Source organism: Kocuria sp. GQ42 (assembly GCF_059758435.1).
Window position 1 is genome coordinate 935,396 of the sequence record NZ_JCAXEN010000001.1, and the last position, 23,676, is coordinate 959,071.

At 71.1% G+C, this 23,676-nt stretch carries 26 protein-coding genes; 11 read left to right on the forward strand and 15 right to left on the reverse strand.

All coding sequences use genetic code 11. The features are described from left to right. The first annotated feature begins 48 nt into the window (after positions 1-48). Positions 49-888 carry a helix-turn-helix transcriptional regulator gene (locus tag AC6CH6_RS04505; protein WP_498254357.1) on the forward strand — a complete coding sequence of 280 codons (840 nt, stop codon included), beginning with the start codon at positions 49-51 and terminating at the stop codon, positions 886-888. 27 nt (positions 889-915) lie between these two features. Here the strand turns inward: AC6CH6_RS04505 and AC6CH6_RS04510 are convergent, their stop codons facing one another. Further along, positions 916-1,185 carry a hypothetical protein gene (locus AC6CH6_RS04510; RefSeq protein WP_498254193.1) on the reverse strand — a complete coding sequence of 90 codons (270 nt, stop codon included), beginning with the start codon at positions 1,183-1,185 and terminating at the stop codon, positions 916-918. Between the two features lie 170 nt (positions 1,186-1,355). Then, complete coding sequence (locus AC6CH6_RS04515) at positions 1,356-1,559, reverse strand: hypothetical protein (protein WP_498254194.1); 204 nt, start codon at positions 1,557-1,559, stop codon at positions 1,356-1,358. Positions 1,560-3,047: 1,488 nt separating this feature from the next. Here AC6CH6_RS04515 and AC6CH6_RS04520 point away from each other — a divergent pair. From AC6CH6_RS04520 to AC6CH6_RS04530, 3 genes are all read left to right on the forward strand, one after another. Then, positions 3,048-4,361 carry a heparan-alpha-glucosaminide N-acetyltransferase domain-containing protein gene (locus AC6CH6_RS04520; RefSeq protein WP_498254195.1) on the forward strand — a complete coding sequence of 438 codons (1,314 nt, stop codon included), beginning with the start codon at positions 3,048-3,050 and terminating at the stop codon, positions 4,359-4,361. Between the two features lie 177 nt (positions 4,362-4,538). Then, positions 4,539-5,315 carry an HAD-IIA family hydrolase gene (locus tag AC6CH6_RS04525; protein ID WP_095650922.1) on the forward strand — a complete coding sequence of 259 codons (777 nt, stop codon included), beginning with the start codon at positions 4,539-4,541 and terminating at the stop codon, positions 5,313-5,315. Positions 5,316-5,382: 67 nt separating this feature from the next. After that, positions 5,383-5,919 (forward strand): DinB family protein, encoded by a 537-nt coding sequence (locus AC6CH6_RS04530; RefSeq protein WP_498254196.1) that lies wholly within the window; start codon positions 5,383-5,385, stop codon positions 5,917-5,919. A gap of 238 nt (positions 5,920-6,157) precedes the next feature. Here the strand turns inward: AC6CH6_RS04530 and AC6CH6_RS04535 are convergent, their stop codons facing one another. Continuing rightward, positions 6,158-7,279, reverse strand: a complete 1,122-nt coding sequence (locus tag AC6CH6_RS04535) for an MFS transporter (RefSeq protein WP_498254197.1) — start codon at positions 7,277-7,279, stop codon at positions 6,158-6,160. Positions 7,280-7,583: 304 nt separating this feature from the next. Between AC6CH6_RS04535 and AC6CH6_RS04540 the strand changes: the two genes are divergently transcribed. The 3 genes from AC6CH6_RS04540 to AC6CH6_RS04550 all read left to right on the forward strand — a co-directional run bounded on the left by AC6CH6_RS04540 (position 7,584) and on the right by AC6CH6_RS04550 (position 9,900). Beyond that, positions 7,584-8,189: a helix-turn-helix domain-containing protein gene (locus AC6CH6_RS04540; protein ID WP_498254198.1), complete on the forward strand. Its 606-nt coding sequence runs from the start codon at positions 7,584-7,586 to the stop codon at positions 8,187-8,189. Continuing rightward, positions 8,182-8,928, forward strand: coding sequence for a B3/B4 domain-containing protein (locus AC6CH6_RS04545; RefSeq protein ID WP_498254199.1), 747 nt, complete (start codon positions 8,182-8,184; stop codon positions 8,926-8,928). The genes AC6CH6_RS04540 and AC6CH6_RS04545 overlap by 8 nt, the downstream gene beginning before the upstream one ends. Positions 8,929-9,000: 72 nt before the next feature. Next, entirely contained in the window at positions 9,001-9,900 is a 900-nt protein-coding gene (locus tag AC6CH6_RS04550; RefSeq protein ID WP_498254200.1) for a dihydrodipicolinate synthase family protein, read from the forward strand. 188 nt (positions 9,901-10,088) lie between these two features. On the opposite strand, the gene AC6CH6_RS04555 is transcribed toward AC6CH6_RS04550, so the two are convergent. Further along, positions 10,089-10,769 (reverse strand): DUF305 domain-containing protein, encoded by a 681-nt coding sequence (locus AC6CH6_RS04555; protein ID WP_498254201.1) that lies wholly within the window; start codon positions 10,767-10,769, stop codon positions 10,089-10,091. 391 nt (positions 10,770-11,160) lie between these two features. Further along, positions 11,161-11,805: a membrane protein YczE gene (gene yczE / locus AC6CH6_RS04560; protein WP_498254202.1), complete on the reverse strand. Its 645-nt coding sequence runs from the start codon at positions 11,803-11,805 to the stop codon at positions 11,161-11,163. Positions 11,806-11,866: 61 nt separating this feature from the next. On the opposite strand from yczE, the gene yczR reads away from it, so the two are divergent. Both yczR and AC6CH6_RS04570 read left to right on the forward strand, forming a co-directional pair. Continuing rightward, complete coding sequence (gene yczR, locus AC6CH6_RS04565; RefSeq protein WP_498254203.1) at positions 11,867-13,285, forward strand: MocR-like transcription factor YczR; 1,419 nt, start codon at positions 11,867-11,869, stop codon at positions 13,283-13,285. Between the two features lie 107 nt (positions 13,286-13,392). Continuing rightward, positions 13,393-13,830: a VOC family protein gene (locus tag AC6CH6_RS04570; RefSeq protein WP_498254204.1), complete on the forward strand. Its 438-nt coding sequence runs from the start codon at positions 13,393-13,395 to the stop codon at positions 13,828-13,830. Between the two features lie 7 nt (positions 13,831-13,837). Here AC6CH6_RS04570 and AC6CH6_RS04575 read toward each other — a convergent pair whose 3' ends face one another. Both AC6CH6_RS04575 and AC6CH6_RS04580 read right to left on the reverse strand, forming a co-directional pair. Further along, positions 13,838-14,278 (reverse strand): hypothetical protein, encoded by a 441-nt coding sequence (locus tag AC6CH6_RS04575; RefSeq protein ID WP_498254205.1) that lies wholly within the window; start codon positions 14,276-14,278, stop codon positions 13,838-13,840. A gap of 26 nt (positions 14,279-14,304) precedes the next feature. Continuing rightward, entirely contained in the window at positions 14,305-14,472 is a 168-nt protein-coding gene (locus AC6CH6_RS04580) for a hypothetical protein (RefSeq protein WP_498254206.1), read from the reverse strand. Positions 14,473-14,623: 151 nt separating this feature from the next. On the opposite strand from AC6CH6_RS04580, the gene AC6CH6_RS04585 reads away from it, so the two are divergent. Continuing rightward, positions 14,624-14,809 (forward strand): hypothetical protein, encoded by a 186-nt coding sequence (locus AC6CH6_RS04585; protein WP_498254207.1) that lies wholly within the window; start codon positions 14,624-14,626, stop codon positions 14,807-14,809. On the opposite strand, the gene AC6CH6_RS04590 is transcribed toward AC6CH6_RS04585, so the two are convergent. The 3 genes from AC6CH6_RS04590 to AC6CH6_RS04600 form a co-directional block, all read right to left on the reverse strand. Then, positions 14,793-15,830 (reverse strand): hypothetical protein, encoded by a 1,038-nt coding sequence (locus AC6CH6_RS04590; RefSeq protein ID WP_498254208.1) that lies wholly within the window; start codon positions 15,828-15,830, stop codon positions 14,793-14,795. The two genes, AC6CH6_RS04585 and AC6CH6_RS04590, sit on opposite strands and share 17 nt — an antisense overlap. Positions 15,831-15,834: 4 nt before the next feature. Next, positions 15,835-18,372: a PEP/pyruvate-binding domain-containing protein gene (locus tag AC6CH6_RS04595; protein ID WP_498254209.1), complete on the reverse strand. Its 2,538-nt coding sequence runs from the start codon at positions 18,370-18,372 to the stop codon at positions 15,835-15,837. 239 nt (positions 18,373-18,611) lie between these two features. Continuing rightward, positions 18,612-19,304 carry a LysE family translocator gene (locus AC6CH6_RS04600; protein WP_498254210.1) on the reverse strand — a complete coding sequence of 231 codons (693 nt, stop codon included), beginning with the start codon at positions 19,302-19,304 and terminating at the stop codon, positions 18,612-18,614. 111 nt (positions 19,305-19,415) lie between these two features. Here AC6CH6_RS04600 and AC6CH6_RS04605 point away from each other — a divergent pair, with 111 nt between their 5' ends. Beyond that, positions 19,416-20,336 (forward strand): LysR family transcriptional regulator, encoded by a 921-nt coding sequence (locus AC6CH6_RS04605; RefSeq protein WP_498254211.1) that lies wholly within the window; start codon positions 19,416-19,418, stop codon positions 20,334-20,336. 73 nt (positions 20,337-20,409) lie between these two features. Here the strand turns inward: AC6CH6_RS04605 and AC6CH6_RS04610 are convergent, their stop codons facing one another. The 5 genes from AC6CH6_RS04610 to AC6CH6_RS04630 all read right to left on the reverse strand — a co-directional run bounded on the left by AC6CH6_RS04610 (position 20,410) and on the right by AC6CH6_RS04630 (position 23,558). Beyond that, complete coding sequence (locus AC6CH6_RS04610) at positions 20,410-20,796, reverse strand: MmcQ/YjbR family DNA-binding protein (protein ID WP_498254212.1); 387 nt, start codon at positions 20,794-20,796, stop codon at positions 20,410-20,412. 7 nt (positions 20,797-20,803) lie between these two features. Continuing rightward, entirely contained in the window at positions 20,804-21,379 is a 576-nt protein-coding gene (locus AC6CH6_RS04615) for a dihydrofolate reductase family protein (RefSeq protein ID WP_498254213.1), read from the reverse strand. 82 nt (positions 21,380-21,461) lie between these two features. Beyond that, positions 21,462-21,791 (reverse strand): hypothetical protein, encoded by a 330-nt coding sequence (locus AC6CH6_RS04620; protein WP_498254214.1) that lies wholly within the window; start codon positions 21,789-21,791, stop codon positions 21,462-21,464. Positions 21,792-22,084: 293 nt separating this feature from the next. Beyond that, positions 22,085-22,576, reverse strand: coding sequence for a beta-class carbonic anhydrase (locus AC6CH6_RS04625; RefSeq protein WP_498254215.1), 492 nt, complete (start codon positions 22,574-22,576; stop codon positions 22,085-22,087). Between the two features lie 208 nt (positions 22,577-22,784). Next, positions 22,785-23,558 carry a VldE C-terminal domain-containing protein gene (locus AC6CH6_RS04630; protein WP_498254216.1) on the reverse strand — a complete coding sequence of 258 codons (774 nt, stop codon included), beginning with the start codon at positions 23,556-23,558 and terminating at the stop codon, positions 22,785-22,787. Positions 23,559-23,676 lie beyond the last annotated feature (118 nt).

Below are 23,676 nucleotides of genomic sequence, written 5' to 3' on the forward strand. Positions count from 1 at the left end.
CGACGGAGAGGTGGGCCGATGATCGACCGGGCAGGAATCGACAGGGCAGTGATTGATCGGGCGGGGCTGGCGGAGTTCCTGCGCCGGCGGCGCGGGGCGCTGCAGCCGGAGGACGTGGGGCTGCCGCGGGGGCGGCGCCGGCGGACCAGCGGCCTGCGCCGTGAGGAGGTCGCCGCGCTGTGCCACATGTCGACCGACTACTACGCCCGCCTGGAGCGTGAGCGCGGCCCGCGCCCCTCCGAGCAGATGATCGCCGCCATCGCGCAGGGCCTCCACCTGAATCTGGACGAGCGCGATCACCTCTTCCGCCTCGCCGGGCACCACCCGCCCGCGCGCGGAGCGCTCAGCGAGCACATCAGCCCTGGCCTGCTGCGCATCCTCGACCGCCTGGTCGACACCCCCGCCGATCTCGTCACCGAGCTGGGTGAGACGCTGCGCCAGACCCCGATGGGCGTCGCGCTCACCGGCGACGCCACCGGATACACCGGCCCGGCCCGCAGTCTGGGCTACCGCTGGTTCACCGACCCTGGCGCCCGGGCCCTGTACGCGCCCGAGGACCACGCGTTTCTCTCGCGCCTGTACGCCTCGCACCTGCGCACGCTCGTCACCCGGCGCGGGCCCGCCTCCCGGGCGGCGCCGCTGGCCGAGCTGGCCCTGGCGCGCAGTGAGGAGCTGCGGAACCTGTGGGACGCGCACGAGGTCGGTGTCCGGCCCGAGGAGGTCAAGCGCTTCGTGCATCCGCAGGTCGGGACGCTGGAGCTGAACTGCCAGACGCTGTTGGACCCGCAGCAGTCGCACCTGTTGCTGGTGTACACCGCGGTGCCTGGCACCGAGAGCTACGAGAAGCTGCAACTGCTCTCCGTCCTCGGCGCGCAGGAGATCAGCTGACACGTGCCGTGCGGCACGGTTGCCGGCTCAGGCGTTGTCGCGGGCGTCGAGTTCGCCCAGGACGTCGTGGAGCCGGTCGGTGGTGCAGGGGTGCGGTCCGTGCGGTGTGGTGAGGTACTCACGGTCGAGCTGGCGGCAGATCTGGGAGTGCAGCACCTGCAGCTCGGCCAGGCTCAGGCCACCCAGCTCATCGGGGAAGGCCTCCTCCGGTCCCAGGCAGGAGCGCACCCTGCGGTGCGGGCCAGGGGATCGGGCTGGATCGCTCCGATCCGAGGTGAGGGTGGTGGATGCGCTCATGATCGTGTCCTTGTGGCGGAAGAGGCTGTTCTTGCTGGGCACGGAACTTTCGCGGAGACGGCCGGGAACTTCCCGGCGCGTTCTCCGTGGCCCTGGCCCACAGGGTGAACGAGAACCGACCCTTGTACCCGGAAACCGTCTCGGTGAGAGGTCCTCTGCTGGTCGGGGGGTCAGCGCACACGGAGGTCGTAGCTGAACACGTCGAGCATCTTGCGCTGGCCGGTGCCGGATTCGCGGATCCACAGCACCCCCAGTTCGGGCAGTTTCTCCTCCACGATCCCGAGGTGGTGCAGCACCCCGTTGGACCAGGCCTCCAGTCGGTTCCCGACGTGCACGGTGGTGAGGTCGTCGATGGACGACACGGTGTCAGCCATGGTGTCCACCCCCTTTCTGGGTCGCGTTGAGCTCTCAGCCTGGGCCACGACCATGACCAGCCGGTGAGCACCGGGTGGATGGATGGTGGACGCGCAACGGCGCCCGCGGGTCAGTATTCCTCCGTCGTCGACACTCCGCCTGCCGCGAGCAACCCCACCCCGTCACGCCCAGGGTGCGGGGGATGAAGGGCGCCTTGGCCGGTTCGCGTTCCTGCTGGCGGCGGCGTTGGAGGACCTGCTCCACTTGGCTCAGCGCCCACGCCGGCTCGTCGCGCCCCGGGGGCTCCGACCTGGTGGGCGACCACGTGGGTGCAGCACCCACGGGTTCTGCGGATCCGTCTCCTGCTCGGTCATGGTGTCCCCCTGTGCTGATCGCCCACCTGCGTCTCGTTCCGGGCCGCGCGGCAGCTCCAGTGCACGGAGCCGCTGGTCCGATGTGGTCGTGGTGTGCCGGCACCTTGTGGTGATCCGCCACAATCCGGTTCCCCGTGACAGCCTGTCCAGGACCACGAAGGGCGCAGGCGGGCTCCGCCCGGTGGGCCCTGTCCTGGCACTGGCATCGTGCCGGCACCATCCCAGTGTGCGACGCGGCGATGACTTCCGGCCGCCCCTCGGTGTGTCTCCGGGGTGGACGTGGTCGACCGTCCGGGACCGGGTCGATCGGGTGGCCCCGGAACCGTACCGGCGAGGGCGGGCTGATCGGTGATCCGACGTCGCTCATGGTGCAGCACGGCGCCCACCACGGCCCCGGGAACCGCGATCAGGACCATGACCGCCGGGGTGTCGGTGGCCACCGCCAGGACCGCCACTGCAGTGGGGGTCGTGAACACGAACAGACGGACTCCTGTCCGCAGACCCCGTGGATCGGCCTTCTGCTCGGTCATGGCATCCCCCCGTGCTGGCCGCCCACCAGCTTCTCGTTCGTCTCAGCACGGCAACGTCACCGCGCGGAACTGCCGGTGCGACATGCTCGCGGTGCCCTCGCACCGTGCGGCAATGCGCCGCGATCCGGATCCCCCTGTGACAGCGGTGCCAGCGCCACGGAGGGCGCAGACGGATTTCACCCGCTGGGACCCGTCCTGGCACTGGCTCCGTGCCGGCACAGCCCCAGTCTGCGACGCGTCGATGACCTCCCGGTGGCCACCGGGTGGACAACAGGTGTGGTGTGTCACCCCGGAGTGCCCGGGACGCCCGTCTCTGCGGTCGCATTCGCGCGCCATGATCACGTTGCGCGGTCGGTGTCAGCCGATGCAGAACGCCCATGACGGTCTGCCCGCTCCCTGCGCCATTAACAGGAGCCCGACGGAGGCGCAGGGGACTGTCCGCTCGATTCGCCCTGGTCAGCGACTGATTCCCAGCCCCGACACAGGGTTCTGATAACTGGGGCATATCGGTGGCTGATCCAGTTGAGTTCGTCCTGGGCCCACCGGTCCGGGCCGGTGGGCAGGGGGCTCACCGACACATCGCCCGGGGGAGCCCACACCTGTCATGACCGATTCCGACCGCCGTCCGGCCTCCGCAGCCGGAGCAACCTCCGCAGAGACCACACCGTGGGCAACCACCCGTGCGGGGGCTCCCGAGGGCACAACCTCCGACGACGCCACGGAAGCTGCGGCCACCACCGGCGGCAAGCGGCGGCTGGTCGGCATCGACGCGGCCCGCGGCCTGGCACTGATCGGCATGGTCTCCATCCACATCCTGCCCGCCTGGGACCCGGAGACCTTCGCCCCCACCGCCCAGTGGACGCTCTTCGCCGGACGGTCCGCCGCCCTGTTCGCGCTGTTGGCCGGGGTGAGCCTGGCCTTCACCTCCGGAGGACGCACCGCCCACAGCGGCCGGGCGATGACCGCCACCCGGGCCGGGATCCTGGTCCGGGCCGGGTTGATCACCGCCCTGGGCCTGGCGATCAACCCGCTGATCCCGGGCGCCACCGCCGAGGAGATCCCGGCGATCAACATCCTGATCTACTACGGGGCCTTCTTCGTCCTGGCCATCCCGTTCCTGAACCTGTCCGCCAAGGCCCTCTTCGCCTGGGCGGCGGTGTTCGCCCTGGCCGCCCCGGTGCTCATGCACGCCACCCGTGAGGCCCTGCCGGCCGCCGCGGAGCTCAACCTCGGCTTCGCCGACCTGGCCGCCGCCCCCGGGGCCACCCTCGCCCACCTGTTGCTGACCGGCACCTATCCGGCCCTGCCGTACCTGGCCTACCTGCTGGTCGGTCTGGGGATCGGGCGGCTGAACCTGGCCGGCATCCAGGTGCAGGTCGGCCTGCTGCTGGTCGGCCTCGGGGTCGCCGTGGTGGCGTGGCTGGCCTACTGGGTGCTGATCCTCCAGGCCGGCGGCTACGACCAGCTCATGACCCACACCCCGGCCCTGACCGAGGACGGGATCGACGACATCATCGTCTTCGGCCCGGACCCGGTGCTGCCGACCACCACCTGGTGGTGGCTGGCGATCGCCGGCCCGCACACCAACACGCCCCTGGCCCTGGCGATGGGCCTGGGCTCGGGGGCGGCCGTGCTCGGGGGCTTCCTCCTGCTCACCCGCCGCTTCGGGAGCTGGTTGCTGCCGTTGAGCGCGATGGGCACCATGACCCTCACCCTGTACTCGGCTCATCTGCTGGCCCTGTCCGCCGAGGTGCACTACGACCAGCCCTACCTGTGGTTCTTCCTCCAGATCGGGGTGGCCGCGCTTTTCGCCACCGCCTGGCACCGCGCCCTCGGACAGGGACCTCTCGAACGCGTCGTGGCCCGTGGCGCGGGCCTCACCCGCCGCCTGGTCCTTGCCGGGCACCGCACGCGCTGACAGCACGGCATCTGCACGCCGACGGACACCGGTCGATCCGACAGGCCAGTTGCCCTCGGCGTCGATGACGAACGGTGCCGGTCACCGTGCACAGGGCGTGGCAAGGACGCAGGGAGGGCATCAGGTGCCGGCAGTAGCATCGTCGACAGTTGATGACGAATCTCAGGAGGTGTGGTCATGGATCGTTCCCGCCCGGAGTGCTGGTTGACGGACATGGACGGGGTGCTCGTCCGTGAGGGCGAGGCCCTTCCGGGCGCCGCTGACTTCTTGCAGCGCCTCGTCGACCAGGAACGCCGTTTCCTGGTGCTGACCAACAACTCGATCTACACCCCCCGAGACCTCGCGGCCCGGCTGGCCAAGAGCGGGCTGACCGTGCCCGAGGAGTCGATCTGGACGTCGGCGCTGGCCACGGCCGGGTTCCTCGCCGACCAGGTCCCCGGTGGCTCGGCGTACGTGGTCGGTGAGGCGGGCCTGACCACCGCGCTGTACGAAGTGGGCTACACCCTCACCGACGTCAGCCCCGACTACGTGGTCCTGGGGGAGACCCGGACGTACTCCTTCGAGGCCATCACCAAGGCGATCCGGCTGATCGAGTCCGGGTCGCGCTTCATCGCCACCAACCCGGACGCCACGGGACCCTCAGCGGAGGGGCCGCTGCCGGCGACCGGTGCGGTCGCGGCCCTGATCACTCGGGCCACCGGAGCCGTTCCGTACTTCGTCGGCAAGCCCAACCCGATGATGTTCCGCAGTGCGATGAACCGCATCGAGGCCCACTCCGAGACCACGGTGATGGTCGGGGACCGGATGGACACCGACGTCGTCGCGGGCATCGAAGCCGGGCTGGAGACGATCCTGGTGCTGAGCGGGTCCACCCGAGCCGCCGACATCACCACCTATCCGTACCGTCCCGGACGGGTCCGGGACTCGATCGCCGACGTCATCGAGCTCATCTGACCCGGCGCCGGATTTCTCCAGCCCGAGCCCTTCCACATCCAGCACACCGCACGAGGGGATGACCACGATGAGCGGCGCTGCACCCACCTGTCAGGAGATCCACGAAGAGCTCGAACGCGTGCGGGCCGACTTCCACGCCCTCGTAGCAGCAGCGACCCCAGCGGATCTGCGCCGGCCCTCGTCCGGCACCCGGTGGACCAACGGGCAGCTGCTGTTCCACATGTTCTTCGGCTACCTGATCGTCCGGCGCCTGATCCCGCTGGTGCGCCTGATGGGTCGTCTCCCCGGGTCGGTCAGCCGCACCTTCGCCCGGGTGCTGGAGGCCGGCACCAGGCCCTTCCACCTCATCAACTACCAGAGCGACAGGGGGGCGGCGCGGGTGATCCACGGTCCGCGGCTGCTCCGGTGGTTCGACCGCACCATCGACGTCCTGCAGGCCCAGCTCGAGGCCGAGCCCGCGGCCGCACTGGCCCGGGGGATGCACATGCCCGTGTCCTGGGACCCGTACTTCCGGGAGTGGATGAGCCTGGCCGAGATCTACCACTACGGCACCCAGCACTACGGTCACCACCGACAGCAGCTGACCATCGGCAGGCCATCATGAAGGGGTCATCTCACGAGATCGGGATGGCGGGCGAGGTGGCCCAGTCGGCGTTCTGCGTTCTGGGCGGGATCGCCAGTTCAGGATTGATCAAGCTGATGCTGATGGAGCCATGAGCGTGGGGTGAACGCGAAGTCCGTCCCCTGCGCTTCATGTATGGCCGAGCTGCCGGCCACGGCCACGGCCACGAGATCGACGTTGCAGTCGGGGTTCCTTGTCCACGCCAGAAGTGTCCAAGGCATCAGTTCACCCGCGGTCCGGCGGTGCGACGCCGCAGCGCCAGCGGCAGAGTCAGCAGTGAGATCGCTCCCGTGATCAGCAGCGCGGTGCTGAACGACGTCCCCGCGGCGATCATGCCCACCAGGACCGACCCGAGACCGGTCCCGATGTCGAAGCCGATGTTCCACACCGCACTGGCAGTACCGTAGTGCGGCCGGCTGACGGCGTGGAAAGTCACCACCAGGGTCAGGTTCTGCAGGCCGCCGTAGCTGATGCCCACCATCGCTGCTCCGATCATCAACATCGGGGCCCCGGTGGCCTGGGGATCGCGGACCGCCCAGGCGATGGTCGTCATGCCGGCCGTGGTCAGCAGCACCAGCGGTGCGATGAACCGGCGTGGGCCGTACCTGTCGGACAGTGCGCCGATCCGCCAACGGGTGAGTGCGGCGGCGACGTTCATCAGCAGCAGCGCCAGGGCGGTCAGCGCGGCGCTGCTGCTCATCTGGGCCATGAAGGTGATCAGCGCGCCGCCGGCCAGGGTGACGCCGGTCAGCAGCGCCATCGGAGGGAGGAGGCGCAGGTAGGGCGCACGCTCCTCCTCCTCGTCCCCCTCCGGGACGCCGTCCAGCATCCGGGCCAGACCGATCGCGGGCACGACAGCAACAACGGGCAGGGCTGCCAGGGTGAACACGACCCAGAATCCGAGCTGTTCGGCGATCCAGGGTCCCGCCGACAGGAACAGGATCTGCGGTCCCGCGATCGCCAGGCCGTAGGCACCGATCGCCTTCCCGCGATGCTGTGGCTCCACCAGCTCGGCCACCAAGGCACTGCCGGTCACGGTCAGTACGCCGAATCCGAGCCCGCGCACCGCGGAGAGCACCAGGGTCGGCCCCAGGGCGTCACTGAGGCCGTGGGCCAGGGCGGGCAGTCCGAGCAGGAGCATGCCCGCCACGAGGACCGGCGCCCAGCCGAAGCGGCGCAGGGCCCTGGGGACGAACAGCTGGGTGAGTACGGTGAAGAGCATGAGCACGCCGTTGACCAGCCCCGCGCCGGCGGTGTCGGCGCCGCCGTGCACCGCCCACAGTGGCGCGACGGCCAGCAGCGCGGCATACCCCGAGAAGCCCAGGGCGGTCATCGTCAGCATCAACGGCATCCCCGGCGCCCGCCAGACCGAGTTGTTCACCATCGATCGTGGCCCGTGACGACGGCGCCGCCCTCGTGGCACGCCTCAGCGGGGGCTGTGCTCCCGGTGCGGCGTCGCGGCTCTGCGGGAGACTGCTGGGCGCGGAAATTGATGATCGACATGATGAAGCCAGCCTATGTCCGGCACCCTTCGACCCCTTGACCTGGTGGATCGCGACAGGGGCCGGTCCCCATCACGGGACCGGGGCCGGTCGCACAGACACGGGAATGAATAGAATGCACTATCGGTGCAGTATGATGCACTTATGGATCAGAACACGACGTCCCTCGCGGCCGCCATCGGCGCCCGGGTGAGACAGCAGCGGCAGGCCCGGCGCTGGACGCTGGACCAGCTGGCCGAGACCGCAGGGGTCAGCCGCCGGATGCTGGTCAATGTGGAGCAGGGCGCCACCAATCCCAGCGTGGGGACCCTGCTGCGGATCAGCGACGCCTTGGGCATCGGGCTGCCGGCACTGGTCGAGTCGCCTGAGACGGCATCGGTCAAGGTCACCCGGCGCGGTGAGGGGGCTGCCCTGTGGAGCGGAGACTCGGGCGGCCGCGGGCTCCTGGTGGCCGGCACCGCACCGCCGGACGTGGTGGAGCTGTGGGACTGGACCCTGGGCCCCGGTGACCGGCACAGCAGTGAGGCCCACACCCGGGGCACCAAGGAGCTGCTGCAGGTCCAGGCCGGCACCATGACGGTCGAGGTCGCCGAGCAGTCGATCACCCTCGAGACCGGGGACGCGGTCTCCTTCCCCGGCGATGTCGCCCATGCCTACGCCAATCCGGGTGCTGCGCCGGCCCGGTTCTCGCTGACCGTCTTCGAACCGGGCGTGGGCCCGGGACACCACCAGGAGGCTTCCCATGACTGAACCGAACACGCTGGAGCGGTTGCTCGAGGCCGCCTGGGTCGAGGCCGAGGTGTTCGCGCTGCGCCCGGACTACCGGGCCGTGCTGCTGGCCGTGGACGGGCTCGTCCCGGGCCCCAGTGATGCGGACGGTGAGGCGCTGCTGCGCGAAGCCGAGGCCGCCACGGCCCGCGCTTTGGTCGACCGGCCGGTGGACCAGCTTCCGCACGTGGCCGCGTGGCGAGAGGCCTACCGGGGCTTCGGGGCGAAACCGCAGCGCACGCGCAACAGCCTGGAGGCCCTGACGCGCCGAGCGGGGAACGGGCTGCCGCGGGTGAACCGGCTGACCGATCTCTACAACGCCGTCTCGGTCCTGCACCAGATCCCACTCGGCGGGGAGGACCTGGCCGGCTACCGCGGGGCGCCGCGACTGGTGCGCGCCACCGGGGCCGAGGCTTTCGACACGGTGGCCGGCGGGGAGCCGGTGATCGAGCACCCCGAACCCGGCGAGGTGGTGTGGTGCGACGAAGCCGGGGTGACCTGCCGGCGCTGGAACTGGCGCCAGGGACGGCGCACCGCACTGAACGAGGACACCACCACGGCCCTGTTCATCCTCGACGCCCTCGAACCCATGAGCGATGACGCCCTGCACGCCGCCGCGGAGGACCTCGCCACCCGCCTGGCCGACCTCGGCCCCGACGTGCGGATCGCCCGCCGCCTGCTCACTACCCGTGACCGGCACACCCCAGGAGACCCGTCATGACCCTTCGTCTTCCGTCCACCACCGTGGTGCCGCCGCGATCCACCATCCCTTCCACCGAAGGAGACTGACACGATGTTCACCGGTCTGAGCGCCTTCCCCCTCACCCCCCTGGCCAACGATGCGGTGGACGAGTCCGCTTTCGTGGGCCTGATCCGACGGCTCGCGGACGCGCAGGTGGACTCCATCACCGCCCTGGGCTCCACCGGCTCCTACGCCTACCTCAGCACCGAGGAACGACGCCGTGTCGCCCACCTGGCCGTCGAGCACGCCGGGGACATCCCGGTGTTCGTCGGCATCGGGGCCTTGCGCACCTCCCACGTTCTCACCCACCTCGAGCACGCCCAGCAGGCCGGAGCCGCCGCGGTGCTGCTGGCCCCGATGAGCTATCAGCCGTTGACCGACGACGACGTGTTCGCCCTCTTCGACACCGTCACCGCCCACTCCTCGGTGCCGGTGATCGTCTACGACAACCCGGGCACCACCCACGTCACCTTCACCACCGAGCTCTACGGCCGCATCGGGCAGCTGCCCGGTATCGCCTCCATCAAGATCCCCGGGGTGCCCGCCGACCCCCAGCAGGCCCGGGCGCGGGTGCGCGAGATCCGCGCGGTGGTCCCGGCCCACGTGAGCATCGGGGTCTCCGGGGACGCCATGGCGGCCGCCGGGATGACCGCCGGGTGCGATGCCTGGTACTCCGTCATCGCCGGCACATTGCCGGCCCCGGCCCTGCGCATCACCCGGGCCGCGCTGGACGGGCGCGCCGACGAAGCGTCCGCCGAGTCCGCCCGGTTGGCACCGCTGTGGGAGCTGTTCGCCGAGTTCGGGAGCCTGCGGGTCGTGGCCGCGATCGCCGAGCAGCTGGGCCTGGCACCCAGAGCCTGTCTTCCGCTGCCCCTGCAGGGCCTCGACGAGGGGCAGCGCGATCGGGTGGCCCGGGTGGTCGGCGACCTCGCACTCGACCGTCACCGCTGACATCAGGAGCTCCGCAGGACGAGATCGCCGGGGCGCAGTACTGGCCTGATACGTCTTCGCCGCGACAGGTGCGGCCCGCTGCGCCGCACGCTCGGGCTCACCATCACGGTCGCGTTCTCCGTGGCCACGCTGCCGATCCCCGTCATCGACCCGTTCCCTTCACCAGCGGCTCAGTCCCTGGCCGCTGTTCAGGCTGCGAACCACTCTTCCAGCCAACCCTGCATGAGCTCGATCTCCGCCTGCTGGTCCTCGATCATCTTCTCTGCCATGGCCCGCAGCTCGGGGTCGTTGCCCATCTGCAACTCCATCTCGGCCATCTCGAGGGCCATCTGGTGATGAGTGATCATCTCTTCGAGGAAGGCCTGGTCGAACTCGTCCCCGGACAGCTCCGCCAGCTCCTCCAGGGCCATGCCGTCCATCTCGCCCATCATGTCGTCGTGCATGCCACCGCTCATGCCGTTGCCCATGCCGTCTCCGTGAGCATGGCCATGGTGGTGGCCGTGTCCGTGGCCGTGCCCGTGGTGGTGCCCGTGGTGGTGGGTGGAGTCGCTCTCGGGAGCCAGACGGTCGGCGGCGGCCTGCAACTGTCCTATCTCCTCCGTCTGGGCCGCGATGATCTGCTCCGCCAGGTCGCAGATCTCGGGGCGTTCGGACTTCTCCAGGGCCAGTTCGGCCATGTCGATCGCGCCCTGGTGGTGGGGGATCATCATCACGGCGAAGTGGTGGTCGTGCTTCGTCTGCTGCTCGGCGCTCATGGGCGCGGAGGCGGGGTCGTGGGTCGGGGAGGCGACCGCCGCGGTCGCCCCGGCGCCGCTGAGGGCCAGTGCCAGGGCCGTCCCGGCAACCAGGTGCTTGAACGTCGAAGTCATGACCAACCTCTCCTTTGCATGAGCCCGTGCCAGGCCCGCGCATCGTGATGTTTGCTCTGGTCAGCCTCCGGTTGAAGCCGTCCGATTCCTCCACGGTAGCTCCGCCGGAGCGGCTTTCTCCGGCATCAGAGGGCTGGGCGGAACTTCTTCACCGAACCTTCAAGGGCCGGCCCTGCTGTCGGCCGAGCGGGCGGAGGTGTCCTGGGGCTGGTCCCGGACGCCCACTGCCGCTGGTTGGTGCGCCGGAGGAGGCGGTGGAGGTGAGGTCGACGGTACCTCCGCTCTACATACGCCCGGACAGCGGCCATCAACACAGCTCAGAAGACACCTGGTCGTGCAGCTGTCCCAAGCGGCATGACCGAGCCTCCGCTGAAGCCGTCACGGGACAGTGTCAGAGGGTGGGATCAATGGCGGGCCGGGCGGGCGACGTCGGGATCGGTGTGTTCCGACGCTCAGGGACGCGGAAGATCGGCAGGGTCAGGTTGATGAGCGGGCCGATGAGCAGCGCAAAGGCTACGGTGCCCGCTCCGACCGAGCCGCCGAGCAACCAACCGAGCGCCAGGACGGTGCCCTCGATGGCCGTGCGCACGAACCAGATGGGCAGGCCGAAGTGCTGGTGCAGTCCGGTCATCAGCCCGTCGCGAGGGCCCGGGCCCAGCCGCGCCCCGATGTAGAGGCCACTGGCCAGGGCGAGGAGGAGAAGTCCGCCGGAGAACAGCAGGATCCGCGCCCACAGTGCCTCGGGTTCCCCCATCACCGCCAGACCGACCTCCGCGCTGGGGCCGACGAGCAGGACGTTGAGCACCGTGCCGACGCCGGGCTTCTGCCGCAGCGGGATCCAGACCAGCAGCACGACCATCCCGATGAGGTTGGTCATCACGCCGAACGGGACACCCGTCTGCAGCGAGGAGCCCTGGCTCAGGACATCCCACGGTGCGACGCCGAGGGTGGCCCTGATCATCATGGCCAGGGCGAACCCGTAGAGGAACAGGCCGATCAACAGTTGCGTGCCACGCCAGGAGCCGAGGAAGGTCATAGGCCAAGTGCAACAACTGATTGGCCTGACAACAAGATGCCAATCATGGCATGGTGGCCTGATGATGGTTCTCTCGGCACGTCGGCTGGCCGCTGACCTCGGGGCCTGGCGTGCGGGCGGTCCCGCCTACGAAGCCCTCGGGGACCGTATCCGCCTGCTCACCCTCGACGGCCGGATCCCCCTCGGCACGAGGCTGCCGGCCGAGCGTGAACTGGCCGCCGAGCTCGGTCTCAGCCGCACCACGGTCGCGGCGGCCTACACGCGCCTGCGCACGGCCGGGTACCTGCACAGCACCCGTGGCTCCGGCAGCGTCGTCGTCATGCCCGGGCGAGGCACCACACCTGAGGGAGATGACGGTCCGGCCACTGTCACCCTCGATCTCAGCAAAGCCGCTCTTCCGGCAGCACCGCAGGTCGGTGAAGCCGTCGCGCGGGCTGCCCAAGAGCTCCCGGCGTACTTGAACGGCCACGGCTTCGACCCGGTCGGGCTTCCTCGCCTCCGGCAGGCCCTGGCCGAGCGCTACACCGGCCGGGGAGTGCCGACCGAGACCGGGCAGATCATGGTCACCCTCGGCGCGCAGCACGCCATCTCCCTGGTGGCGAGAACCCTTCTGCGCCGCAGCGACACGGCACTGGTGGAGGCCCCCAGCTACCCGCACGCCTACGAGGCGCTGAAATCCGCCGGCCGCCGCCTCGTCCCGGTCGCCGTGGACGCGCGACAGGGGTGGGACGACGACGGGCTGGAGCAAGCGTTCCAACGGACCCGCCCGGCGCTGGCGTATGTGATGCCCGATTTCCACAATCCCACCGGTGCGGTCATGCCGGGGCACCAGCGTGAGCGTCTCATGGCGGTGGCTGCACACCACGGGTCGGTGGTGGTGGCCGATGAGACCATGGCTGAGCTGCGGATCGAGGGCGAGACGCAGCTCCCGCTGGCCGCCTACGGTCCAGCCATCCTCATCGGCTCCCTGAACAAGACGGTCTGGGGAGGACTGCGGATCGGCTGGATCCGTGCGGATGCGGAGATGATCCGGCGGCTCGAGCAAGCCCGTCACGCCAATGATCTCGGGACGCCCATCCTGGAGCAGCTCATCGGCCTGGAGATGCTCGGCAACTACGACGAGCTGCTGCGATTCCGGGCGCTGCAGCTCGCCCAGGGACGCGACCACCTCGAAACCCAGCTCCGGCAACACCTCCCGACCTGGGACGTCCCCCATGTTCCGGGAGGCCTGTGCACCTGGGTCAACATCGGACAGCCGGTCAGCTCCCAACTCGCCCTCGCAGCCCGGGACGGCGGTCTCCTGCTGGGAGCGGGCCCCCGGTTCGGCCCAGGAGGGGTCTTCGAACGCTTCCTCCGCCTGCCCTTCAGCTACCCGGCAGAAGAAACACGCCAGGCCGTGGAGATCCTCGCGCAGTCGTGGCACTCGGTGATACCCGGTCGCAAGATCAGCACGGACGCCGAACCAGCCCTTGTCTACTAGGCCGTCGGGCGCGCCACACCGTCAAGGTTGCAGATGGGGTTCCGTCTTTCGGAACGTGAAGACGCTTCGGCAGGACCGGATTGCCGCGGCTCGATACCATGCAGCACATGTCCATAAAGTTCGAGAACGTCGGTATCGCCGTCCGTGACCTCGACGCGGCGATCGCCTTCTTCACCGACCTCGGACTGACCGTCCTGGGCCGGGACACGGTCAGCGGCGAGTGGGCGGACACCGCCGTCGGCCTCGACGGCAACCACGTCAACATCGCCATGCTCCAGACCCCGGACGGCAGCGGTCGCCTCGAGCTCTTCGAGTACATCCACCCCGAGGCGATCGAGACACAGCCCACCCGGCCCCACGAGATCGGGATGCACCGCGTCGCCTTCTCCGTCGACGACATCGACGACGCCCTCGAGATCGCCGCGAGGCACGGCTGTCACCCGCTGCGCGGGGTGGGGACCTACGGGGACGCCTACAAGCTCGCCTATGTCCGCGGCCCCAGCGGCATCATCGTGATGCTCGCCGAGGATCTGCACAGCCACTGACGACGGGTCAATTCGGACGTTGCCAGAGGTTCTCGGCCTGCTGCTCCCAGCCGGCTTCCTCGAGGGTGTCGGTGGAGGGGTCGTCGGTGACGAGGGCGACGTCCTGTCGGGGGAGTCCACCTGAGAGCTCGACGACCTTGTCGCTCCGGATGGTGGAGCATCCACCGATCCAGTCGCCGGAGGTGGCGCCGACCTGGATCAGGCACGCCTCGTGGTCGACACCCGAGGCCGGTCGCGCCGCGAAGTAGGAGTAACCGTCGATCTCCCCCAGGTAGCGGGCGGAGTCGCCGGCGAACTGTTCATCGGACCGGATGACTTGCGGCACCGGTCGGGTGGAGGACTCGGAGTCGAGAACAGCGAGGCCGTGACCAGTGGAGGCGCAGGCGGAGGCTGCCACGACGATCCCGAGCGCCATGCCTGCTGCGCCGAAGCTATTGGTGTTCATCATGTGATGTCTCCTCCGCTCCACCGAGCCTATGGGCGCCAGCTGCTCGTGCGGTCGCCGTGCTTCTGCACGTAGTCCTTGATGCCGGCAGTCACACCCTTGCGCACCACCCAATAGAACAGAAACAACGTGATGGTGAGCATGAGCAGCGGGATGAGCAGTCCGAGGAGTGCTCCGAAGCTGGTCATGTCTGTCATGAAAAGTCTCCTGTCGTCCGGTGTTTCCACGTTATCGAGGAGTAGCCGGTTTTCCGGGCCACATCCAGTCCATGCGTGTTGGCCCTCATCGGCACCAGAAGTGCCTCTGGGCGCTGGTGGTAGTCTGCGCGGACTCAACGGAAGAGATGTCATGCACCACAAGATCCGGGTTGCAGCCATGAGCGTCCTCCTTCTCGCGCTGGGGATTTTCGCAGTCACCGAGTGGTTGCCGGCGCTGTTGTTCCTACCCGTGGCAGGAGGGGCGTTGCTGCTGAATGAGCGCGGATCCTTCGCACCAGGCCGGACACGGCGCGACGACGTCACTCGGGGCGATTGAGTGCGTCGCCGTCCTCGGTGAGGTCGGCGTCGGTGCGAAGGCGCAGCACCTCGAGACCCGGGGTCCGCACGAGCTCGTGCACCAGCGCCCTGGTCCCGCCCACGAGCGTGGAGTCGAAGTCGATCTCGGTGGCGAGGACCCATGCGTGGTCGTCCGGCCACAGGAAGCTGGGCGACTGGGCCCAGATGACCTCGTCGACCCAGGGCGCGCGGGCGGGCCACGCGGCATCCGCGAAGTCGTGGGCACCCGCTTCGAACAGGACGTAGCGGCGCCCGGTGCCTCCGTGCAGCTCGAACCGCGGCCCGGCCGCGATCTCTCGGGGGAGCAGCCCCGAGCCCGGCCCCGGCTCACGGTGGGCGAGCCCGTGACGGGCGTTCAGCCCCCGTTGCGCCCCGGCGATCCCCCGCCGCGCAGTCACGGCGAATCGCTCGCGCAGCGACGGGACGACGACGCGCCCAGCGTCGTTGTCGTCTCGGGCGGGATGACTCGCGCTGGACTCGAGCACGAAGCGCGCAACCCCCGCCGAAGTCACGAGACCGCCCCAGCCCTCCCAGATCGCGGCGATGCCGGTGTCCGGAGTCGTGGTGTGACGGGCCAGCACCGCGGATACCGCAGCCAGCGATGCGGCGTCGAGACAGCCCTCGGACGTATCGCTGTAGCGCCAGCCGTGCGCGGCGATCGCGCCGTCGGCGTCGCCATGGTCACGCCGCACGAGCCGTGCGTACTGAGCCTCGGCGTGCATGGTCGTGCCGAACGATTCCGCGGCCTGCGCCCACGTGGTGCGTTCCGTCTCGAGCGAGGCCTCGATGTCGTCGACACCTTCGAAGTGCGACATCTCGTCGAGGCCCTGGCAGGTCTTCGTCTGCCGCGGCCGGTCGCGGTCGACAGGGTGGAACACGCGCGCGTACGCCTCGAAGCCACGCGGAACCACCGACAGGATGCTGCCCGGAGGCTCAGCTTCCATCGGACGAAGCCACTCGCCCGGCTCGAGGTCGGGCACCCATGCGAACCGTCCTGACATGCGCCTATTCTCCCAGTGCGGCCGGGCCCGGTCGCCCGGCCCGATGTGCTCGAGCGTCCGGGCCGTCCAGGGGCTGCGCACCGCCTGCCATGTCGTGCATCCGGATCAGCCCGGTGGCGCCGTCGATGGTGACGATCTGGCCCTCGGTCAGCAGGGTGGTGGCGTCGGGCACGCAGATGACGGCGGGGATGCCGTACTCGCGGGCCACGGTCGGGCCGTGGGCGATCGTGGAGCCGGTCTCCGTGATGAGTCCGCCGAGGGTCAGGAACAGCGGGGTCCAGCCCGGGTCGGTGGTCGGGGCGACGAGGATGTCACCGGGCTGCAGCCTCGCCTCGGACGGGTGGTGGACGATCCGCACCGGCCCGGTCACGATCCCGGTGGCCGCCGGCTGGCCGACCAGCACGTCGGGCCCGTGCTCGGCCGCGGTGTCGTCGGGCAGGGCCTGGGGGTTCGTGCCGTCGGACAGCAGCAGGCCGGGGACCTGCCGCCGTCGCGCCTCGCGGTGGTGCTCCCTGCGCCGGCCGGTCACCACCGCGCGCAGGTCCGCGCCGCGCGAGGCGTCGAGGGCCTCGTCCAGGGTCAGGAACATGATGTCCTCCGGCTGCTCCAGCAGGCCGCGCCCGGTGAGCTCGGCCCCCGCGGTGAGCAGCTGCCGGCGCACCTCGGCGAGCGGGGTCAGCCAGAGGAACTTGGGCAGTTCGCGCAGGCCGGCCAGCTCCCGACTGCGGCGCAGCATGGATCCGGCGAGGTGGGCACGCAGCGGCCGGGTGCGCCTGGCGCGTGCGACGAGGTCTGCCAGGGCGGCCTCGGCCTCGACGGCGGCGCGGGCGAACCGGGCCGGCGGGGCCTGGTCCGGTCCGGTCACCTGCAGGTACCCGGCCAGGGCGGCGAACACCGGGGTGGGGTCGTCGGCCCACCGGGGGGAGCCGACGTCGATCTCGGCGCTGCCGCGGATCCCGTACTCCGCCAGGAAGGCCGTCAGGCCGAACTCGGGCAGCTCGCCGCGCGAGAAGCGCGCGGCGAGCTCCTCCGGGGCGGTGCTGACCAGCAGATCGCGGTGCGGGCGGGCGGCCTCGGCCACCGACCAGAGCTTCAGGTCCATCTGGGTGGTGACGTTGTGGGGCATCCCGCGCAGGGTCGCGTTCAGCTCGCCGGGCTGCAGGATGCCGTCCAGCAGCCAGCCGGCCACCCCCTGGGCGATGAGCGCTGCCCACAGGGGCGGCAGGGAGCGCATCATCGGCCCGGTCATCGTCGCGTCCTGCAGACCGGCGGCGGAACGGATCCGGTCCGCCGTGTCCGCCGGCTCGGTCCGGGGCTGCCGGCGGACCTGTTCGAGTTCGTGGAACGCGCGCTCGCGGGCGGCGGCGGGCCGTGCCAGGGCCCGCAGCGCGCCCAGCAGCGAGGCGGGCACGGTGGCCAGGAGCAGCCGCGCGGTCGCACCGGCGGAGAACGCGCGCTGACCGGGACGGGCGGGACGGGGCGCGTAGCGGGGGTCGGCCAGGACGCGCCGCACGCCCCGCGCCACGGCCGGACCGTAGACCTGCACCATCTCGGGGACGCGGGAGTGCAGGCGCGGGCTGCGGACGAGGCCGGTGAGGTCCATGAACAGCCGGCCGCCGATCTCGACGAGGAACGGATCGACCACGGCGTCGTCGACGCCGATGATCTGCAGCCAGCGGCGGGTCGTCTCCCGCAGCACGGACACGCCCATGGGGGTGACCGGGCGCCGCAGGCCCTGCATGTGGCCGACCTCCATGTAGACCCGCGGGTCGCCCTGCACCGGGTCGGTCCCGGCCGGCAGCGGGAAGAGCGTGGTGATGGGCCGGGACTGGAGCAGCCAGAGCGTGTCCTCGGCGTCGTAGGCGAACTCGATGTCCTGCGGGCTGCCGAGGGCGCGCTGGACCCGCTGCCCGGTCGCCTGGAGCTCGCGGAGCTGGTCGGGGGAGAGGCAGCCGTGCTCCTGTGGCCCGGGGAGCGGGCCGTGCCCGGGCAGGACGTAGTGGTCGGTGTCCATGGTGCCGTCCACGACTCCGGTGCCCGGCCCCGGGACCGCGTCGATGACGGTCTCCGTGCGGGTGCCGGTCAGGGGGTTGGCCGTGAACATCACCCCGGCGGCCGTCGGGGTGATCATGCGCTGCACGACGACGGCCATCGCGAGGTCGCCGGTCTCCAGCCCCTGACCGGCCCGGTAGGCGACGGCGCGCTCGCTGTGCACGGAGTCCCAGCACTGCCGGATGGCCTCGAGCAGTGCGTCCCCGCCCTCGACGTCGAGGACGGTGTCCTGCTGGCCGGCGAAGCTGGCGTCCGGCAGGTCCTCGGCCGTGGCGCTGGAGCGGACGGCGACGGGACCACCGCCGAGGTGCTCGTAGGCCGTCAGGACGGCCCGCGCGGGGACGGCGCCCGCGCGGTAGGCCGCGGTGGTCAGGCAGAACCCGTCCGGCACGCGCTCGCCGGCGGACAGGAGGGCTCCGAGACCGACGGCCTTGCCCCCGACGAGCGCGGTGGTCGCCGAGGTGATGTGGGCCAGGTCGATCACGTCCATGGGATGCCTCTCTGGTGCCCCGGGGCCGACGGGAGGTGCGGAACGGGCAGCGCCATGGGGCGTCCGGTACCCCGTTCACAGCCGATGATCCGGTCGGCCGGTCGGCAGGTCAACCTCCCCGTGCCGTGAGGCACCAGCGTGACGGCGCGGCGGTGCCGGTGGTCGGCACGGACCGGTTCCGCCGATGTGGCCCGGGCCTCCACCCCGGTCGTTCCGGCCGGTCGCGCGGGGGAGTCCGCTCAGATCCAGGTGGCGAGCACCGGGACGGTGGTCATCAGTCCCAGCGCCACGAAGACCGCCCCGGAGGTGAGCTCGATCCTGCGGGCCACGGTGGGACGGTTGAGCCAGGTGCCGGCGGTGTGGGCGGCCAGGGCCACGAGGAGAAGGTAGACCCCGATGGTGGCCGCCACCGTCCCGCCCATCACCACCACGACGAACAGCGCCCCGGCCCCGGGCGGGGTGAACTGGGGCAGCAGGGCCAGGAAGAACAGCCCGGTCTTCGGATTGGTCAGGCAGCACACCAGCCCTGCGGCGAACGCCGATCGCGCCCTCGGCCCGGAGGGCTGCGGGCGAGCCGGGGCGGCGGTGACGGTCGACCCCGCGGCCCGTGCCACGCCGACGGTCATCGGCACGGCGGTGGCCGGGGCGGGAGCGTGGGCGGTGATCGCCCGGTAGCCCAGGTAGAACAGGTAGGCGCCCCCGAGGATCCGCAGAGCCTGGAAGGCGGCCGGGGAGCTGTCCAGGAAGGCGGCCACGCCCACCGCGACCAGCCCCGCCCAGGCGAAGACCCCCACCGCGGACCCGGCGGCGGCCAGCATCCCGGCCCGGCGCTGCCGCAGGGCGTAGCCCAGGGTCAGGACGGTGTCGGGTCCAGGCGTGAGGGCCAGGACCACGGCCACGCCCAGCAGGGCCAGATAGCTCGAGGTGTCCACGGCAGCTCCTTGTCGGTCAGTGGTCGGTGACCCCTACCGTGCCACCGCGTCACCCTTCAGCACCAGCAATGATTTCCGTGGCATTGGCAGGTGAAGGCGTACGATCGGGGCATGCTCGATCCGCACCGGCTCACCATCCTGCGCGCGGTCATCGCCGCCGGCTCGATCCACGCCGCCGCCCGGAACCTCCACCTGGCCCCGGCCACCGTCAGCCAGCACCTCCGCGCCCTGGCCCGGCAGACCGGGCTGGTGCTGTTCGAGAAGAGCGGCCGGGGCATCGAGGCCACCCCCGCCGCCCGGCACCTGTGCGAGGCCAGCGCGGACACCCTCAGCAGCCTGGAACGTCTCGAGCGCACCGTGGAGGATCTGCGGCAGGGCCGGGCCGAGCAGATCGCCGTCGCCTGCTTCGCGTCCCTGGCCCAGGCCTGGATGCCCGGGGTGGTGCTCGCCCTGCGTGCCCGGTCCCCGGACGTGGTGGTGGAGATCAGCATCAACGAGCTGCACCCCACCGGAGGCCGCCGTGCCCCCGACGTCGACGTGCGCAACGAGTCCCTCGACGGGCCCCTCGTCCACCTGGAGGGATACCAGCGCCATGCCCTGCACGAGGAGGACTTCTGCGTGGTGCTGCCGGTCGACCACCCGCTGGCCGCACGCCCCGCGGTGACGATGGCCCAGCTGCGCGACGAGTCCTGGATCGACCACGACATCCACGACGGCCCCACCGGGCGCATCATCACCCGCGCCTGTCACGCCGCCGGCTACACCCCGCACTACGTCGCCCGTCTCGACGACCACCACGCGGCCACCAGCCTGGCCGCGGCCGGGCTGGGGATCACGGTGCTGCCCCGGATCGCGCTCACCGGGCTGCCGGCGACTCTCACCTCGAGGCCGCTGGTCGACCCGGCCGTCCACCGGCGCATCGTCGCCCACACCCGCACCCACCCCACCCGGGCGCGGCTGATCCACACGACCCTGACGGCGCTGCGCGACGCCGCTCGACGGAGCCGCCCGGGACCACCGTCCGAGCACTGACTCCGTCACCGCTCGGACGGACCCCGTGCTCGCATCGCGCCCCGACGCCGGACGCGGACGGCAGGACGCCCGCTCAGGGCTGTGCTCCGGTGCGCGTGTGGCGCAGCACCGGGCGCCTGGCCCGGGGAAGTCCTTCGACGACGAGCTCGTAGGCGTTCAGCACCAGTTCCCCGACGAGCTCCGGGGTGATCCCCGGGCCGGCGGCGAGAGAGATCCAGTGCTGCTTGTTCATGTGGTAGCCGGGGGTGATCGTGGGGAACTCCTGGCGCAGCGCCATCGCGTGCGGGGGCTCGCACTTGAGCGTCACGATCGGCTCCCCGGGTGCTTCCGTGGTCATCAGGAAGATCTTGCCCACGACCTTGAACACCTCGTGGTCCGGGCCGAAGGGGCAGGTGTGCGTCACGGCCGGCAGTCCGGCGGCCGCCTCCATGGCGATCTGCTGAAGTCTCGTCCCGTCCACGCCGCTGCTATCCGCGGGACCGGGGGTGGCGGACCTCGTAGCCGACCTGGACCATGCCGTTGTCGAAGCGGCGCTCCCGGAGGAGGCGCAGCTCCAGGGACAGCCCGTCGGGGAAGACCGGGGTGCCGCCGCCCACCGTGACCGGGCACAGCAGGAGCTCGACCACGTCGACCAGCCCCAGCCGCAGGGCGCTGCCGGCCAGGGTCGGGCCCTCGATCGTGAGGTCCCCGGACGCCTCGGACCTCGCGCGCTCGACGGCCTCGGCGGTGAACTCCCGCTCAAGCCGGGTGCGGTCGGTCCAGGTCCGGCCGAGGGAGGAGGAGAAGACGATCTTCTCGGCGCGCTTCCAGGTCTCCGCGAAGCGCGCGGACTCCGGGGACCATGTGGCCGCGGACGGATCGGTCTCCCAGACGGCCATGGTCTCGTACATGCGCCGCCCGTAGAGGTAGGTGCTGACCGGTGCCAGGTCCGTGGTCAGGGCGGCGACGACGGCCTCGTCGGGCACGGCCCAGGAGAAGCTGCCCTGCTCGTCCGAGTTGTAGCCGTCCAACGAGGAGGCGACGGAGTAGATCACTTTCCCCATGACCCCACTCAACCCGCCGGAGCCGCCCGGGCACAAGAGGGGCAGTGCCTCCGAGGTCCGTCGTGCGTCCAGTGGCGGGTCGTCAGCCGTGCCCGTCCCCGTCCTCGCCGCGGCGGGACGCCTCCGCCCGCGCGGCAGCACGCACGTGCGGGTCGGCGGCGTTCTCGGCCGCGTGGCGACGGTCGGCGGCGCTCAGGTGGTCACTGCCGACAGCGGCAGCCGCCACGTCGACGTCGCTGTGGTGCAGGGCGATGTCGAGCAGCTCCGCCGTGTCCCTCAGCTCCTCGACCCCGTCGGCGGTCCAGGACTGGACCCGGCGTCGGTGGTCGGCCTCCTTCTGCGCCAGCTGCCGCATCAACTCACCCGTGTTGATCACAGAGGTGATGGGCTGGGAGTCGTCGTGCTTCGTCACCGTGTCCTCCTGGGGGTCCGTCCATGGTCCTTCCATTCATAGCCCACAACACGTGTCCCTGTGCTCGATCGACCGTTCCCGGAGACGGAAAGGAACCGCGCCGGCCCGGGCCGGCCGCGTCGCGGAGCCCAGGGCAGCGACTTCTGCGAGACCGGCCGCTCCCGCGTGTCGCGCTCCGGCCCGGCGATCTCCCGCCGCCGCTTCACGGTCGCCCACTGATCGCCGGACCCCGAACAGGGCCCCTCCGCCCGCACCGGGTGGCGGGCCCCCGGGGCGGGAGGACGGCGCGGGAGTCAGCGGATCTCGCGGAGGGAGCCGTCGGTGACGTCGTAGACGAAGCCCCGCACGCTGTCCCGGTGCGGGATGAAGGGGTTCTCGGTGATCCGCGCCATGGACCGGCGGACGTCGTCGTCGGGATCGGTGAAGGACTCCGGCGACCAGGGCGGGCGCATCCCGGTGTCGGCCTCGATCTGTGCCGTGAAGGCGTCGTCGGTGAAGGTGAGCATGCCGCAGTCGGTGTGGTGGATGAGGATGATCTCCCGGGTGCCCAGCAGGCGCTGGCTGATGACCAGGGACCGGATCTCGTCGTCGGTGATCACCCCGCCCGCGTTGCGGATGACGTGGGCGTCGCCCTCGCTCAGCCCCAGCAGTCCGTAGGGGTTGAGCCGGGCGTCCATGCAGGCCACCACCGCTACCGGCAGGGCCGGGGGCATGGGCAGGTCGCCCTTGGTGAAGGTGGCGGCGTAGGCCTCGGCGTGGTGCAGGAGGTCATCGGTGGCGCTCATGGCGGGTCCTTTCCTCGACGGGTGCGGCGGACCGCGTTCCAGCGACGGGCTTCGGGCCCGTTGTCCCCGGGCGCTGCGGTCCGACCTGTCCGGAGCCGCCCGGTCCGCTCCTCACCCTAGGACCGGGCGTCGCCCGTGCACACCCCTCCCGTCGTCATCGGTCGTGACGCGGAGGCCGGTTCCGGGGCCCGGCGCCGCGACCGGCTCCTCACTCCGGATCGCCGCGCAGCACGTCCACGTGCACGTGGTCGAGGTGGCGCAGGATCTCGTTGCCGGGCTCGGGCGCGTCGTAGTCCCGCCACCGCCCCCGCGAGCTGTGAGCGCTCCAGAAGCGGTCGTCGAAGATGACGTACTGGACGTCCAGGTCCTCGGCGTGCGCGACCAGCCAGTGGGCCAGCAGCCACCCCTCGCGCCGGTTCTCCTCGGTCACCGGGCGGAAGAAGACGTCGACGGCGCGGCCGTCGTAGTGCGTCGACTCCTCGCCGTGGCCCTGGCCGACGCCGCCGGGGTCGAACCCGCCCAGACTCTGCTCTCCGAACACCTCGGTCATCGCTGCGCGCACCCGCTCGGCGCGCGGGGTCAGGCCGGTTGCGGTCAGCTGCTGCTGCGGCAGGTCGTCGGCCGCTGAGCCTCGGCAGCTCAGGCTCGCACCGGCGTCCTCGGGCGGCCCGTCGGCCAGGCGCCGCAGCACCGCCGCGTCGAGGCCGGAGGTGTCCGGGGCCTCCACCCCGCGGGCGGCGAGCGCCACCGCGGTCGTGGCCCGCTTCGCCTCCTCGCGGTCGAGCCCGACCTCTCCGTCCGCGGTCTCGACGACGCACTCGGCACCCCAGGTCAGCCCGCCGTCGCCGCCGCGCAGGCCGCTGAGCAGGCCGGGTCCGAGGAGCACCAGCGCTCCCGCCAGCATCCCGAGCACGAGAAGCAGGGCCAGGAGCGAGCGCAGGGGTCGGCTCCGGTCCCGGTGCGCGGTGCCGGCGGTCCTCACGCGTGCGGTCGTGCGGCGAGCGCACGGGCCCGGGTGGCGGTCGCCTCGGGGGCCACGGCTGTTCCGACGACGCCGGTCACGGCGGTCCTGCCGACGATGATGCACCTGCTTCCGCTCG